At 71.7% G+C, this 15,021-nt stretch carries 15 protein-coding genes; 5 read left to right on the plus strand and 10 right to left on the minus strand.

Annotated elements, in window-relative coordinates:
• Positions 1-28: 28 nt before the first annotated feature.
• The 4 genes from atpB to glyA form a co-directional block, all read right to left on the minus strand.
• On the minus strand, positions 29-814 hold the full coding sequence (gene atpB / locus Aut01nite_RS29850) for a F0F1 ATP synthase subunit A (protein ID WP_043524734.1): 786 nt from the start codon (positions 812-814) through the stop codon (positions 29-31).
• Between the two features lie 14 nt (positions 815-828).
• Positions 829-1,065 carry an AtpZ/AtpI family protein gene (locus Aut01nite_RS29855; RefSeq protein WP_043524733.1) on the minus strand — a complete coding sequence of 79 codons (237 nt, stop codon included), beginning with the start codon at positions 1,063-1,065 and terminating at the stop codon, positions 829-831.
• Between the two features lie 210 nt (positions 1,066-1,275).
• Positions 1,276-1,677 carry a hypothetical protein gene (locus Aut01nite_RS29860; protein ID WP_236642677.1) on the minus strand — a complete coding sequence of 134 codons (402 nt, stop codon included), beginning with the start codon at positions 1,675-1,677 and terminating at the stop codon, positions 1,276-1,278.
• Positions 1,678-1,832: 155 nt separating this feature from the next.
• Complete coding sequence (glyA, locus tag Aut01nite_RS29865; protein ID WP_043524730.1) at positions 1,833-3,143, minus strand: serine hydroxymethyltransferase; 1,311 nt, start codon at positions 3,141-3,143, stop codon at positions 1,833-1,835.
• An 83-nt stretch (positions 3,144-3,226) separates the two neighbouring features.
• Between glyA and Aut01nite_RS29870 the strand changes: the two genes are divergently transcribed.
• The gene (locus Aut01nite_RS29870; RefSeq protein ID WP_043524728.1) at positions 3,227-4,681 is read left to right on the plus strand and encodes an SDR family oxidoreductase; all 1,455 of its coding nucleotides are present in this window, start codon (positions 3,227-3,229) and stop codon (positions 4,679-4,681) included.
• Positions 4,682-5,223: 542 nt separating this feature from the next.
• Here the strand turns inward: Aut01nite_RS29870 and Aut01nite_RS29875 are convergent.
• The 4 genes from Aut01nite_RS29875 to prmC form a co-directional block, all read right to left on the minus strand.
• Entirely contained in the window at positions 5,224-6,297 is a 1,074-nt protein-coding gene (locus tag Aut01nite_RS29875; RefSeq protein WP_236642676.1) for an L-threonylcarbamoyladenylate synthase, read from the minus strand.
• Between the two features lie 98 nt (positions 6,298-6,395).
• A complete protein-coding gene (locus Aut01nite_RS29880; RefSeq protein WP_043524726.1) occupies positions 6,396-6,992 on the minus strand; it encodes an arsenate reductase/protein-tyrosine-phosphatase family protein in 597 nt (198 codons plus the stop codon).
• A 1-nt stretch (position 6,993) separates the two neighbouring features.
• On the minus strand, positions 6,994-7,638 hold the full coding sequence (locus Aut01nite_RS29885) for an L-threonylcarbamoyladenylate synthase (protein ID WP_043524725.1): 645 nt from the start codon (positions 7,636-7,638) through the stop codon (positions 6,994-6,996).
• 36 nt (positions 7,639-7,674) lie between these two features.
• Complete coding sequence (prmC, locus tag Aut01nite_RS29890; protein ID WP_236642675.1) at positions 7,675-8,502, minus strand: peptide chain release factor N(5)-glutamine methyltransferase; 828 nt, start codon at positions 8,500-8,502, stop codon at positions 7,675-7,677.
• Positions 8,503-8,626: 124 nt separating this feature from the next.
• On the opposite strand from prmC, the gene Aut01nite_RS29895 reads away from it, so the two are divergent.
• Together Aut01nite_RS29895 and Aut01nite_RS29900 are read left to right on the plus strand one after the other, a co-directional pair.
• Complete coding sequence (locus Aut01nite_RS29895) at positions 8,627-10,126, plus strand: GGDEF domain-containing protein (RefSeq protein ID WP_043524723.1); 1,500 nt, start codon at positions 8,627-8,629, stop codon at positions 10,124-10,126.
• A complete protein-coding gene (locus tag Aut01nite_RS29900; RefSeq protein WP_083998899.1) occupies positions 10,123-11,490 on the plus strand; it encodes an outer membrane protein assembly factor BamB family protein in 1,368 nt (455 codons plus the stop codon). The genes Aut01nite_RS29895 and Aut01nite_RS29900 overlap by 4 nt, the downstream gene beginning before the upstream one ends.
• Here Aut01nite_RS29900 and prfA read toward each other — a convergent pair.
• Together prfA and rpmE are read right to left on the minus strand one after the other, a co-directional pair.
• Positions 11,477-12,565 carry a peptide chain release factor 1 gene (prfA, locus tag Aut01nite_RS29905; RefSeq protein ID WP_043524720.1) on the minus strand — a complete coding sequence of 363 codons (1,089 nt, stop codon included), beginning with the start codon at positions 12,563-12,565 and terminating at the stop codon, positions 11,477-11,479. The two genes, Aut01nite_RS29900 and prfA, sit on opposite strands and share 14 nt — an antisense overlap.
• Positions 12,566-12,651: 86 nt before the next feature.
• Positions 12,652-12,876, minus strand: a complete 225-nt coding sequence (gene rpmE / locus Aut01nite_RS29910) for a 50S ribosomal protein L31 (protein WP_043524800.1) — start codon at positions 12,874-12,876, stop codon at positions 12,652-12,654.
• 196 nt (positions 12,877-13,072) lie between these two features.
• On the opposite strand from rpmE, the gene Aut01nite_RS29915 reads away from it, so the two are divergent.
• Together Aut01nite_RS29915 and Aut01nite_RS29920 are read left to right on the plus strand one after the other, a co-directional pair.
• Positions 13,073-14,128, plus strand: coding sequence for an RNA ligase (locus Aut01nite_RS29915; RefSeq protein WP_043524719.1), 1,056 nt, complete (start codon positions 13,073-13,075; stop codon positions 14,126-14,128).
• Positions 14,125-15,021, plus strand: a complete 897-nt coding sequence (locus tag Aut01nite_RS29920) for a phosphatase domain-containing protein (RefSeq protein ID WP_043524717.1) — start codon at positions 14,125-14,127, stop codon at positions 15,019-15,021. Before Aut01nite_RS29915 ends, Aut01nite_RS29920 begins: the two co-directional genes overlap by 4 nt.

The raw sequence follows: 15,021 nt of genomic DNA on the forward strand, positions 1-15,021 counted from the left end.
GGGGTGTTACTCGGAGATCAGGTACTGCTCAGTGCTCGTCGGCGAGCGAACCCTGGACATAGCTCGCGGTCAGCACCGTGAAGACGTAGGCCTGCAGGCAGATCACCATGAACTCGAGGAAGGTGATCGCGATGGTGAGCACCCAGGAGAGCACCGAGATCGGCGCCAGCAGCACGTTCGCGTTGATCATCGCGAAGCCGCCGAGGGTGAACACGAGCAGCAGCATGTGGCCCGCGAACATGTTGGCGAAGAGACGAACGGCCAGCGAGAACGGCCGGACGAGGAAGTTCGAGAAGATCTCGATCGGGATGAGCAGCGGAAGGATACCGGCCGGCGCGTTCGGCATGACGGCGTGCTTGAAGTACGCGATGCCGTGCTTCTTGATGCCGACCCAGATGAACATCACGTAGCTGATCACCGCGAGCACCGCCGGGAAGGCGATGTGCGACATCGGCGAGATCTGGATGAGCGGCACGATGCCGAAGAAGTTGTTCACCAGGATGAACAGGAACAGCGACGTCAGGTACGGCGCGAAGCGCACGCCCTGCGGGCCGATCATGTCAACCGCGATGTTGTTGCGCACGAAGCCGTAGAGGCTCTCGGCGATCCACTGCTTCTTGGTCGGGACCAGCTGCGGCTTCCGGTAGGACACCAGGAAGAAGATGATGATCGCCGCGACCGCCACCCAGACCAGCACAGTGATCTTGGTGAACCAGTAGCTGTCGTGAGCGCCCCACGGCAGGATGCTGGGCAGGTAGAAATCCTCGACGCTGGGCGGGAACGCCGCCGCGAGGACCGTCGACTGACCGATCACCTTGGCCCTTCCTGTCAGGCGCCGGACCGGCGCACGATGATGTAGACAGCACCGGCAACCCCGAGGACAGCGCCGAGGCCGGCGAAGATTCCCGTGGTTCCGACGAAGTAGTCGATCAGCCAGCCGATTCCACCCCAGGCGAGAATGCCCGCGATGAGATACGACAGTGCGGTCATCCCCGCGCCCGTGTCGGGCGGCCGGTTTTGATTGTCGTCACCGCGAGATTCGTGGGGAGGTTTCTGGCCGGTCATGACGGCCCGAACGATATCAGCAGGAAACACGAAGCTAAGCGGGACCCCCCGCACAACCGTAGTTGTCCAGGCGTCAGGGGTCTCGCAACTGACTGGACACGGTACTCCTGTCGCGCCAAATCGGAACACGGCACGAGCGAACAGGTCACCGGATAGTGGCGGCTTGCCCGGTTCTCACTTCGCTGACCAGGTGTTTTGAGGTGTCCTGGATCACTTCCGCATGGTCCGGCGGTGCACCCACCAGGCCTGCACACCGGTCCAGACCACGACGCCGGCCACGACCCCATAGCCCAGCGGCTTCTTGCCGGCCCAGTCGCTGGACACCCCGAAGACCAGAATGATCCCGAACAAGGTGTATTTCACCACATAAGTGAGCAGCCCGAGGGGCATCAGCAGACTCGGCCGCACCGTGTCGGCCCAGGCGATCACCACTGTCGACAAGGTGTAACTGGCGGTGACGATCAGGACCCCGACCGCCGCGCCCACGGCCGCGTCCGGCCCACCGGCCAGGAAACCGGCCGACGCCGCGCAGAGCAGCAGCGCGGTGGAGACCGCGGTGAGGAGCGGCAGGTGCTCGATCCGCCAGCGCGGATCGGCGGGCGCCTCGCTCACCACAGAACCCCCTCGACGTCGCGCCACCACATGCGCGACGGCGCGTCACGTTATCACCACGCCCGGATCACGCCGGAATCGCGTCCACGTCCGGTTATGGAGCGTTAAGGCGGCGTACCCGGAAAACTATCCGGGAATTCGATATCGGGCCCGATTCACCGCCGCGCCGCCGAATCGGCGAGCAATTCCGTCTCCAGCGGATAGGGCGGGAAGGCTCCCACGATCCCGGACACCTCGGCCGCCGCCTCCCGGAGCACCGCCTGCCCGGCCGGAGTGCCGGCGCCGTCCCGGACCACCCGGCCGATCAGCTGGGCGATCTGCCGCATCTCCCCCTCACGCATGCCCTGGGAGGTGACGCTCGGCGTGCCGATCCGGACACCGGAGGCCACGGCCGGGCGCTCCGGGTCGTACGGCACCGGGTTCTTGTTGAGCGCGATGCCCGCCGACGCGCACCGCGCCTCGGCCTCCCGCCCGGTGACACCCAGATCGCGCAGGTCGATCACCGCGAGATGGGTGTCGGTGCCGCCGGTCACCGGGCGCATCCCCTCGGCCGTCAGCCCCTCGGTCAGGACCCGCGCGTTGCGGACCGTCTGATTGGCGTACCCCCGGAACTCCGGGGTGCCGGCCTCCCGGAAGGCGACCGCCTTCGCCGCCACCGCATGCATCATCGGCCCGCCCTGGGCGAACGGGAAGACCGCCTTGTCGATGCGCCGGGCCAGCTCGCCCCGGCAGATGATCATGCCGCCGCGCGGTCCGCGCAGCGCCTTGTGGGTGGTCGCGGTGATCACGTCGGCGTGCGGCACCGGAGACGGCACCGCCCGGCCCGCCACCAGACCGATGAAGTGCGCGGCGTCGACCAGCAGGTACGCGCCCACCTCGTCGGCGATCTCCCGGAACCGGGCGAAGTCGATCAGCCGCGGGTACGACGTCGCCCCACAGATGATCATCTTGGGCCGGTGCGCGAGCGCGAGATCCCGTACCTCGTCGTAGTCGATCTCCTCGGTCGAGGGCTCCAACCGGTACGCGATCGGATGGAACCACTTCCCGGAGAAGTTCGCCTTGCTGCCGTGGGTGAGATGACCGCCGTGCGGCAACCCCATCGCCAGCACCACGTCACCCGGCTCGGCCAGCGCCGCGTACGCCGCCAGGTTCGCCGACGCCCCGGAATGCGGCTGCACGTTGACGTGCTCCGCGGCGAACAGATCCTTGGCCCGCTCCACCGCCAGCTGCTCGGCCCGGTCCACCAGAGCGCAGCCGCCGTAGTAGCGCTGCCCCGGATAGCCCTCGGCGTACTTGTTCGCCAGCGTCGAACCGAGCGCCGCCAGCACCGCCGGCGACGTGAAACTCTCGCTCGCGATCAGCTGCAGGGTGTCCCGCTGGCGGCCCACCTCATCGACGAGAACTGCGGCGATCTCCGGATCCTCGCGCTCCAGCGCCGCGAAGTCCGGCCCCCAGAAGGTGCCCACCCTGGCCTCCCGAAACTCGAGGAGCCTTCCGGTTTACGAGCATATGGCTTCGGAGGGTCGGTTCGTGGGCACACTCTGCTGTTATGCGCTGTCTCGTCACCGGCGCCACCGGATACATCGGTGGCCGCCTCGCCCCGCGACTGCTCGATTCCGGCCATCAGGTGCGATGTCTGGCCCGCAGCCCGGGGCGGCTCCGCGACGTCCCCTGGGCCGGGCGCGCCGAGATCATGCAGGGCGATCTGGCCGACCCGGCGACGCTGCCGGCCGCATTCGAGGGCGTCGACGTCGCCTACTTCCTCATGCACTCGCTCGGCCGCCCGGACTTCGAACGTCTCGACCGGGAGGCCGCCCGGAACTTCGCGGCGGCGGCGCGCGCGGCGGGCGTACGCCGCATCATCTATCTCGGCGGCCCGGAGCCGCCCGCCCACGAGCGGCCCTCCGCCCACCTGCGCTCCCGGGCCGAGGTGGCCCGGATCCTGCTGGACAGCGGAGTTCCCACGGCGGTCCTGCGCGCCCCGGTGATCATCGGTTCCGGTTCGGCGTCCTTCGAGATGCTGCGCTATCTCACCGAGCGCCTGCCGGCCATGATCACCCCGCGGTGGGTGCACAACCGGATCCAGCCCGTCGCGGTACGCGACGTCCTGCGCTACCTCATCGACGCCACGGCGCTCGCGCCCGAGATCAACCGCGGATTCGACATCGGCGGCGCGGACGTGCTCACCTACGCCGAGATGATGCAGCGCTACGCCCGGGTGGCAGGTCTGCCCCGGCGCGTCATCCTCCCCACCCGGGTCCTCAGCCCGTGGCTCTCCGCGCACTGGGTCGGCCTGATCACCCCGGTGCCCAACGCCATCGCCCGTCCCCTGGTCGCCAGCCTCGTCCACGAGGCGATCGCGCACGAGAACGACCTGGCCGAACTGCTCCCCGGCCCGCCGTCGCTCGGCTTCGACGAGTCGGTCCGGCTGGCCCTCGGCAGGATCCGCGACGCGGACGTGGAGACCCGCTGGTCCACCGCCTCCGGCCTGGACACCGCGGCCGACCCGCTGCCCAGCGACCCGGAATGGTCCGGCGGCAGCCTCTACATCGACGAACGCTCCCGCCCGGTGCAGGCGAGCACCGAACAGTTGTGGCGAGTGATCGAAGGCATCGGCGGCGAGAACGGCTGGTACTCGTTCCCGCTCGCCTGGTCGGTCCGCGGCTGGCTGGACCGGCTGGCCGGCGGCGTCGGACTGCGGCGCGGCCGGCGTGACAAGCACCGCCTGCGCGTCGGCGAGGCCCTCGACTGGTGGCGGGTCGAGGAGATCGAACCCGGCTCGCTGCTGCGGCTGCGCGCCGAGATGCGGGTGCCGGGCCGGGCCTGGCTGGAGATGCGCGCGGTGCCGGCGCCGGACGGCGGCAGCGTCTACCACCAGCGGGCGGTGTTCCTGCCCCGCGGCCTGGCCGGGCACCTCTACTGGGCGTCGGTACTGCCCTTCCACGGCATCGTCTTCAACGGCATGGCCCGCAACATCACCCGAACCGCCGCCTCCGGCCCATGAACACCACAACCATTTTCCGGTACGGGCCACGCAGCGTCCCGTGACTCGCGGCGGCTACGGCAGGCGTCCCCGCACGGTCTGCCGCCCGGTGCCGCTCATGCATGCCCGGTGCGGTCACCCCTCGCCACCCGCCCCCGCGATCTTCTGAGTTTCCGGCGCACCGCTGAGGCGCAAACTCACAAGATCACGCATGGTCAGCGCGAGTCGCCACGCTTCGCCGCGAGCCGTCGCGGGTCGTCGCGAGCCGTCGCGAGCCGTCGCGAGCCGTCGCGAGCCGCCGCGAGTCGTCGCGAGCCGCCGCGAGCCGCCGCGAGTCGTCGCGAGCCGCCGCGAGCCGTCGTGAGCCGTCGTGGGTCGTCGCGATCTTGTGAGTTTGCGCCGTCAGCACAGCCGCGAACTCACAAGATCTGCTCGGCAGGCGCGCGGGGCCGACGGCGCGCGGCGCGGACGGTGCCGACGGCGCGCGGGACGGACGGCGGGGTCAGGCGGCGGCGCGCGGGACCGGCGGCGGGTCAGGCGGCGGCGCGGGACAGGCGGCGGGGTCAGGCGGCGGCGCGGGACAGGCGGTCGTGGACGGCCAGCCAGTCCTCGGTCTGCGGCGGCTCCTGGATCAGGATCGTTGCGAATCCGGCGTCATCGAGGCGGTGCAGGGCCGCGTACAGGTCGGCCGCGTACTCTCGGGGGTCCGCGGAGAGGATCTCGGTGCCGTCGCCGCCCTCGTACGTCATCGTGGCCACCGGCTCGGGCAGCCCGGACCGCTCCACGTCCCGCACGTCCTTGCAGAGGACGACCTTGGCGCGCGGCGCGTAGTGCCGCCGGCTCATGCCCGGCGACGGCCGCGCCGTCCCGTCCTCGGTCGCCGACTCCGGCAGCGCGATCGGGCCCACGGCATCGCGCAACACCCGCAGACTGAGGGCGCCCGGCCGCAGCAGCCGCGGCACGTCCCCGGTCAGGTCCAGGACCGTCGACTCGATCCCCCAGGAGCACGCGCCGCCGTCCAGGACCAGCGGCACGTCCGGCAGGCTGCGGACCACGTGGTCGGCGGTGGTCGGTGAGATGCCCTCGGAACGGTTGGCGCTGGGCGCCGCGAGCGGGAGTCCACTGGCCTCGAGAAGAGCCAGCGCCACCTCGTGCGCGGGCACCCGGACAGCCACCGTGTCGTTGGCCGCCCCGATCCCGGGCAGGTGCGGGGCGCGGCGAACGACCAGGGTCAACGGCCCGGGCCAGAACCGCGCCGCGAGATCGTCGGCCTGGGCCGGCCACTCGGCGGCCAGCTTCCGGGCCGCCGCCACGTCGGCGACGTGCACGATCAACGGATTCCAGGAGGGCCGGTTCTTGAGGCGGTAGATCTCGCCGACCGCCTTCTCCGAGAACGCGTCGGCGCCGAGCCCGTAGACGGTCTCGGTGGGAAACGCCACGACGGAGCCGGCGCGCAGGATCTCGGCGGCCCGGCGCAGCCCGTCCGCGTCGGGCCGCGCGATGCGGGAGGCCACGGACCTCTCGTCCGGCTCGTCGGCAACGGCCACCGGCTTCTCGCCGACGGAGCCGACGGGGTTCTCGTCGCCAGAGACCACGAGGTTGTCGCCGGTGAAGGCCACGGGATTCTCGTCGGGCAAGACCACGAGGTTGTCGTCGGTAACGGCCACGGGATTCTCGTCGGGCAAGACCACGAGGTTGTCGTCGGTGAGAGCCACAGGGTTCTCGTCGGGGAAGGTCACGGGAGGAGCAACGCCGCGAGCGGCATCGTGGTGTCCTCGATCTCGTCGGCCACCCGGTGGAACGTCTGGTCGCCGCGTCCCCACGGGTCGTCCAGGTCGTCGGCGGCCTGCGGGGCGTCCGTGCCGCGCAGCCGGGCCGCCGCCTCGACGATCGCCACGCCCCGGGCGTGCACCGCGTCCGGTTTCGGCTCGGCCGGCGGCAGCGCGGCCGCGTCGACCCCGCTGAGCAGGCGGCCGAACTCGCCGAGCACGAAGGTGCGGTCGGCGGCGTCCGGGCGCAGGGCAACCACGTAGTCGTACTGATCGGCGGTGGCCGTGAGGATCAGGTCGGCCTCGTCGATGAAGTCGCCGCGCAGTTTGCGGGCCAGGAAGTTCTCGTCCGACCCGCGGCGGGCGCGGACCAGCCGGGCGGCCGGCGGGTTCATCTCCTCACCCTCGTGCCAGCCGCCGGTGCCGGCGCTGACGCTGCGCAGCAGGTGACCGCCGTCGGCGTCACCGGCCCGGTCCCGGACGGCGCGGGCCAGCAGGCGCTCGGCCATCGGCGACCGGCAGATGTTGCCCATGCAGATGTGCAGAACGGTGAACGGTGCCAACTCAGTCCTGCCCATCGACGATGTCGGGAACCACGTCACGGAGCTTCTCGAGGGGGATCGCCCCGGCCCGCAGCATCCGGGGCACGTCGCCGGTGACGTCGACGATCGTGCTCGGGGCGGGGTCGAGGGCCGGGCCGGCCTCGAGGTAGACGCGAACCGCGTACTCCAGCTGGTCGCGGGCCTCCTCCGCGGTGAGCGGGGCGGGCGAGCCGAGCTTGTTGGCGGTGGTGACGGCCATCGGGCCGACCTCGCGCAGCACCTCCAGGGCGACCGGGTGCAGCGGCATGCGGACCGCCACGGCGCCCCCGGTGTCGCCGAGATCCCAGGTCAGGCTGGGCGAGTGCTCCACGATGATGGTCAGCGCGCCGGGCCAGAACGCGTCGGCCAGCTCACGGGCCGCACGCGGCAGCGAATAGGTCAGCCCGTCGAGGGTGTGCCGGGAGCCGACCAGCACCGGCGGCGGCACCCGGCGGTCGGAGCCGCGGGCGTGGTGCAGCTGGGTGATCGCGTGCGTGGCGAACGCGTCGGCGCCCACCCCGTAGACCGTGTCGGTGGGGAGCACCACGAGCTCGCCGCTCTTGGCCGCTTCGACGGCGGCGGCGATGCCACGGTCCCGGTCCGCGACGGTGGCGCAGTCGTAGAGCATCACGGGATGCAGTCTGCCATGTGGCGCTGCGGTGTCCTACCGGCGGCGGGCTGTCGCGTACCGGGGACGCCCGGTGAGGTCCCGGTGGGCCGTCACCTCGATGAACCGGCCGTCCGCGCGGAGCAGTTCCGGCACCGCTTCACCGTGCACGTCGTCGTGTTCGATACCGACCGATCCGCCCGGTTTGAGCAGTGCGGCGGCCAGCTCGATCACCGGCCGGATGATCTCCAGCCCGTCGTCGCCGCCGAAGACCGCCTCGGCCGGGTCGTGCCCGGACACCTCGGCCGGGACCGCGGTGCCGTCCGGCACGTAGGGCGGGTTGCACAGCAGCACGTCCACCGATCCTCGCAGCTCGGACAGCAACGCGGGGTCGGTGACGTCGCCCGCCACCACCTCGGCGACCAGGTAGCCGGCGGTGTTGCGGCGCAGCCAGGTCAGCGCGGCCGGGGACCGTTCCACCGCGATCACCCGGCCGGCCTTCGTCTCGTCGGCGATCGCGACGGCGATCGCGCCGCTGCCGCTGCACAGGTCGACCACCACCGCGCCGGGCATGGTGCGTTCCACTCCCCACCCGGCCAGCAGCTCGGTCTCGGGCCGCGGCACGAAGACGCCGTCGCCGACCGCGAGTTCCACATAGCGGAACGCGGCCGTGCCGAGAAGGTGCTGCAACGGAATCCGGCGGGCCCGCTGCTCGACCAGTTCCCGGAACCGGGTCAGCTCCGCGGCCCGGATCGTGTCGATCAGCGGGAGCCGTCCCCGGAAGACGCCGAGCACATGGGCGGCCAGAAGCTCGGCGTCGACCCGCGGCGACGCCACCCCGGCCTTGGCGAGATCGACGGCGGCCGCTGCCAGTGCGGATGCCAACCCGGTCCGATCCGTGCCTTCCGGGGGCTGTTCGTGTCGCGGTGTCACGGCATAATCATGAGACGTCGCGCACGCGAGGCCGTCGGCGGGACCGTTGGAGGCGCACCATGGGGTGGCTGGGTCGGTGAGTTGGCTGGACCAGCTCGCGGAACACGTCGAGGACCTTCGCCGTGCCGGTCACCTGCAGCAGACCGGGCAGTCCGCCGCGGCGCTGCCGATCCTGGACGGTGTGCTCGCCGCCGCCTCCGATCCTCAGACCCGGGCGTACGCGCTGGTCCAGCGCTTCGGCGCACTGATCAATCTGGGCCGGGCCGCCGAGCTGGCGGCCGCGATGGCCGCCAGCGCCGAGGCGGTCCGCGAGGTGCCCGACCCCTATCTGCGCGGCCAGATGCACGCCTTCGCCGCGCTCGCCGCCCACCTGCTGAGCAACCTGGACCGCGGCGTCACTCATCTGGTGCAGGCCGCCCGGGCGCTGGCCGCCGTGCCGGAGCGCGACTCGGAGACCGCCTGGGGCTGGCACGACCTCGCCATGGCGTACTCGTACCTCGGCTTCCACGGCCAAGCGCTCACCGCGATCGAGCAGGCCCGCGAGGTCGGCGCCTCGGCCGGTCTGGCGCCGGAGGTCTTCGCCGCTCCCGGCATCCGGCTGCGCAACGCGGTCGCGCTCGATCATCAAGGTGACACCGACGGCTGCCTGCGGGTGCTGCGCGACATCGACGCCGAGCTGTCGCGGTACATCGCCACCGACCAGCTGCGCCCCGGCAGCCGCACGGTGTACGGCTACGCCCTCGCCCGCCGGGCCGCCCTCGGTGAGCCGACCGGCCCGGACGCGGCCCGCTGGCTGACCGGCGGCGGCGACAGCGCCCGGACCCGTGACCTGCGACATCTCGGTTCGGTGTGCCTGGCCATCGCGGCCGGCCGGCCGGGGCAGGCGCTGGCCCTGCTGGAGGCGGTGCCGGTCTCCGCCGAGGTGCTGGGCGCCCCGGAACCGGCCCGGCTGCGCAGCATCTGCCACGCCAGCGCGGGCGACCACGCCGCCGCGCAGTCCGCCGACCGGTACGCGTTCCGCCTCGCCGCCCTGCGTATCGACCAGCTCCGGGACGGTTACCTGGACGGGGTGGCCGCCCGCCTGGACGCCCAGGAGAGCCACCGCGACCCCGGGCGGTACGGGGACGAGACCCTCACCGACCCGCTCACCGGCCTGCCCAACCGCCGCCAGCTGGAGCGGTACGTGGATTCGCTGCTGTCCCGTGGTGAGCGGGCCGCGGTCGGCGTCTGCGACGTGGTCGGTTTCACCACCGTGAACCTGCGGCACGGCCGGCACTGTGGCGACCTGGTGCTTCAGCGGATCGCCGGGGTGCTGCACCGGGTGATGCGCCGCGGTGACTTCGTGGCCCGTTTCGCCGGTGACGAGTTCGTGCTGGTGCTGCCGGGCGCCGGCCCGCACCAGGCGGCCGAGGTGGCCCGCCGGATCGGTGCCGCCGCCGGCGCGGAGAACTGGCAGGCCCTGGTTCCGGGCACGCCGATCGGCCTGGCCTCCGGCTGGTCCGAGGTGGGCACGAACGGGCGGGGGCTGAGCGCCGCCCTGGCCTCCGCCGCCGCCAACCGGAAACCGACTGCATGACGATGACCGTGATCGACCTGGGCGACGTCTCCGGCCCGCAACCGGAACGGGCCGGGAGCGGCGGCCCGTTGGCCGGCGAGTTCCGTCGGGGCACGGTGCGGCGGCTGGCGTTGGCGGCGATGGCGGTGGTGTGCGCGGTGGCCCTGGGCGCGTCGGCCCGTCCCGTTCCGCCGCTGGTCCACGAGCTGTGGTCGGGGCCGATCACCGAGCAGGACCGGATCGCGTTCGACGGCGACACCCTCTTCCTGCACCGGTACAACGGCTGGGAGAACGTGCTGAGCGCCCTCGACGCGGCGACCGGCACGGTTCGCTGGACCCGGCCGCTCGGCAAGCAGGTCTTCGAGCTGGACTCGGCGGCCTCGGTGGGCGTGATCCTGTTGCCCGGCGACGAGCGGACGGTCCGGGCCACGAACACCGACGGCAGCACCACCCTGGTGACCTTCGCGAGCTCGGTGATCGCGATCGACCCGGCTACCGGCCGGGATCTGTGGAGACGGTCCGGCGGCTACGAGTACACCGCCCGCCGTGACGGGATCCTGCTGACCGACCGCGGCGACGACGGCATGCTGACGAGGGGCCGGCTGGTTCATCCGCGGACCGGGGCGGTCATCTGGGAGCGGCCCCTCCCCCGCGCCGACTCGTACGCCACCGAGTTCCGCCATGGCGCCCCGTTCCGGCTGGTCGCCGTCACCCCGGCCGGCGACGTCACCGTGCTGAACTACGCCGACGGCGCTCCGGTGGTGACCGGCCGGATCCCCTGGCTCTCCGGGGCCGCGGCCGGCGACGGGGGTAGTTCCCTGTCGACCGCCCCGGGGCTGCTGCTGGTCAACCGGACCGAGAAGGGCTCCGGCTCGGTCACCGCCTACCGGATCGACACCCTGGACCGGCTCTGGCACCGGGACGGGGACCAGCACCTCTCCAGCCACGAGTGCGGGCCGGTGGTCTGCCTGGTCAACATCGATTCGTTCCAGGCGCTGGATCCGCTGACCGGCGCACTGCGCTGGGCCGGTTCCGGCTATCCGAGCACCTTCGGCACCAGCGACGGCGACGTCCTGATGACCTCCGCGGCCGGCGACGACACCGAGACGATGGTGCGTGACGCGGCGACCGGGCGGCAGCGCGGCTCCGCGATCCGGGGCTGGCCGGCGTTCTCCACAGTCGACGCCGGCCACGTGCTGTTCCTGCACAACTCGCCGCCGAATCCGGCACCCGCCGCGGTACGGCGGCTCGACCTGGCGACCGGCGGGGTCACCCTGCTGGGCGACCTCCCGCTGGTCGGTTCGGGCCGCTGCACCAGCGCCGGCCGTTACCTGGCCTGTTACTCCGCCGGCCGGTTGGTGGTCAGCACGGTCAGCGGCGGGTGAGCTCGGTGTCGCCGGCGAGCCGGGCCGCCCGGTCCGCCTCGGCCAGCGCGTCCAGCACCCCGTCCAGTTCCCCGCCGAGGACCAGATCCAGGTTGTACGCGGTGTAGCCGATCCGGTGGTCGGTGATCCGGTTCTGCGGGAAGTTGTAGGTGCGGACCCGCTCGGAACGGTCGACCGTTCGCACCTGGGCCTTGCGGGCGTCACCGGCCACCGCGTCCGCCGCCTCCTGAGCCTGCGCCAGCAGCCGCGACCGCAGGATGCGCATCGCCGACTCCTTGTTCTGCAGCTGGCTCTTCTCGTTCTGGCAGCTCACCACGGTGCCGGTGGGCAGGTGGGTGATCCGTACCGCGGAGTCGGTGGTGTTGACCGACTGCCCGCCGGGCCCGGACGAGCGGTAGACGTCGATCCGCAGGTCACCCGGCTCGATGTGAATCTCCACATCCTCGGCCTCGGGCAGCACCAGCACGCCGGCGGCCGAGGTGTGGATCCGGCCCTGCGACTCGGTGACCGGCACCCGCTGCACCCGGTGCACGCCGCCTTCCCACTTCATCCGGGACCAGACGCCGTGGCCGCCCTCGGGAACACCCTTCGTCTTGACCGCCACCGAGATGTCCTTGACGCCGCCCAGGTCCGACTCCTGCGAGTCGATCACCTCGACGATCCAGCCGCGGCGCTCCGCGTACCGGCTGTACATCCGCAGCAGGTCGCTCGCGAACAGCGCCGACTCCTGACCGCCCTCGCCCGCCTTGATCTCGACGATCACGTCCTTGGCGTCGTTCGGGTCGCGCGGCATCAGCATCTCGCCGAGCTTCTCCTCCAGCGCGGGCAGCACCGCCGCGACCGCCTCGACCTCGGAGGCGAACGACGGGTCCTCGGCGGCCAGTTCCCGCGCGGCGGCCAGGTCGGCGCGGGCCGCCTCCAGCTCCTGGTGGGCGGTGTTGAGCGGGGCCAGCTCGGCGAACCGGCGGCCGATCCGCCGGACCAGCGCCTGGTCGGCGTGGATGGACGGGTCCTCCATCCGCTTCTCCAGGTCCGCGTACTCGTCGAGAAGCGTGGTCAGACGGTCGTTGCTCATCGGTCTCTCCCCGAGCCGGATGGAAAAGCGAACCACACACGCGAACGGCGCCCGTCCCGAATCCGGGACGGGCGCCGTTGAAGCAGTTACTTCTTCTTCGCGGCAGTGACCTTGGCGTACTTCGCCTGGAACTTCGCGACCCGGCCCGCGGTGTCGAGGACGCGCTGCTTGCCGGTGTAGAACGGGTGGCAGGCGCTGCAGGTCTCGACGCGGATCTCCGCGCCCTTCGCGGTGCTGCGGGTGCTGAAGCTGCTGCCGCAGGAGCAGATGACCTCGGTGGTCGTGTACTCCGGGTGGATGCCGCTCTTCATGTCTTCTCGGTCCCTCTCGAATGGTCGGGCCGCCGGGTCGCCGTCCTGCTGGAGCGGCGTGAACCGGAACCCTTCTTGGCCGATGTACCAGTCTGCCATGCCGCCCGTACCGGCCGGAAATCAGGAGGCGCAACTGGATTCATGCTGGTTAACGTGAGCCTCCCTTCGTTCATTCCCCCCGGGAAGGCACCCCCCCATGACGCTGCTGCACGACGTCCTCGATCCGGCCGAACTGGCCGCCGCGATCGACAACGGGCTCGTCCGCCTGCAGCGCCACCCCACGCTGCCGTTCACGATCTACAACTACACCGAGGCCTGTCAGTACTCGGCGGCCTGGAGCCCGGTCACGCTCGCCTGCCGGGGCCTGATCGTGGACGCCGCCGGCCGGATCGCCGCCCGTCCGTTCCCGAAGTTCTTCAACCACACGGAGAGCCAGGCGCCGGCGCTCGATCCGGGCGCGGCGGTGACGGTCACCGACAAGGCGGACGGCAGCCTGGGTGTGATCTATCACGACGGCTCCGGCTTCGCCGTCGCCACGCGGGGGTCCTTCGCCTCGGATCAGGCACGGCACGCCACCGACCTGCTGCGTACGCGGTACGCGTCCTTCGTACCCCCGCGGGGTTTGACCGTGCTCGTCGAGATCGTCTACCCGGAGAACCGGATCGTCGTCGACTACCAGGGGCTGGACGACCTGATCCTGCTCGGCGCGGTGGAGATCGCGACCGGCCGCAGTCACGGCCCGGAGGCGGTGCCGGACTGGCCGGGCCCGGTGGTGGAGACGTTCGCCTACACGAGTCTGGCCGAGGCGCTCGCCGCTCCGGCCCGGCACGGCCGGGAAGGTCTGGTCGTGCACTTCACCGAGGCCGATCAGCGGGTGAAGATCAAGTACGCGGACTACGTGCGCCTGCACCGCCTGGTGACCGGTCTCACACCCCGGACGGTGTGGGACATCCTCGCCAACGGCGGCGACCTGGACGCGCTCACCGAGCCGCTGCCCGACGAGTTCCACGTCTGGGTGCGGGGCGTCGCCGAGAAGCTCACCGCGGCGGTGGACGAGCGGGCTGCGGCGGTCGAGGCGGCGTACGAGAAGATCATCGCCTCGTTGCCGGAGGGCTGGGGCCGTAGGGAGTTCGCGGCCGAGGCCGTGCGCACCGAGTTCCGTAGTGAGCTGTTCCTGCGGCTCGACGGCAAGGACTACCGTCCCGGCCTGTGGCAGCGGGCCCGGCCCGCGGTCGTCAAGGAGGATCAGTGACACGGCTTCTCATCACGCGGGGTCTGCCGGCCTCCGGCAAGACCACGTTCGCCCGCAAGCTGCAACCGGGTGTGGTCCGGGTCAACCGGGACGACCTGCGCTGGATGCTGCACGGCGCGCGGCTCTACACGCAGGTCGCCGAGGCCCAGGTGACCCGGGCGCAGCGGGCCGCCGTCGAGGCGCTGCTGCGGACCCGGGCGAGCGTGATCGTCGACGACACGAACCTGCGCGCCAAGACGGTCCGGGAGTGGGCCGAGATGGCCGCCCGGTTCGGCGCGTCGTTCGAGGTGCACGACTTCACCGACGTGCCGGTGGACGAGTGCGTCCGGCGGGACGCGGACCGGCCCGAGCAGGAGCGGGTCGGCGAGGGCCCGATCCGCCGGCTGCACGACCGTTACCTGGCCGGCAAGAACCTGCCGCTGCCGGTGCCGTTCGTCGACCGCGGCGGGCCGGGCGTGGTGTACCGGCCCGATCCGGAGCTGCCGGAGGCGGTGCTCGTCGACATCGACGGGACGGTGGCGCTGATGAACGGCCGGAGCCCGTACGACTGGGGCCGGGTCGGTGAGGACGAGCCGAACCCGTCGGTGATCACGGCGGTCCGGGCGATGCACGCGGCCGGGCACGCGATCGTCTTCTGCTCCGGCCGGGACGCGGTGTGCCGCGCGGAGACCGAGGCGTGGCTGGAGCTGTACGTCGGTGTGCCGTACGAGGGCCTGTTCATGCGCCCGGAGGGCGACAGCCGCAAGGACTCGATCGTCAAGCGGGAGATCTTCGACCAGGAGGTCCGGGATCGGTGGCGGATCGTCGGAGTGTTCGACGACCGTCAGCAGGTGGTACGTATGTGGCGGCAGCTCGGCCTGACCGTGTTCCAGGTGGCGGAGGGGGATTTCTAG

Source organism: Actinoplanes utahensis, from assembly GCF_016862455.1.
Lineage (GTDB): Bacteria > Actinomycetota > Actinomycetes > Mycobacteriales > Micromonosporaceae > Actinoplanes > Actinoplanes utahensis.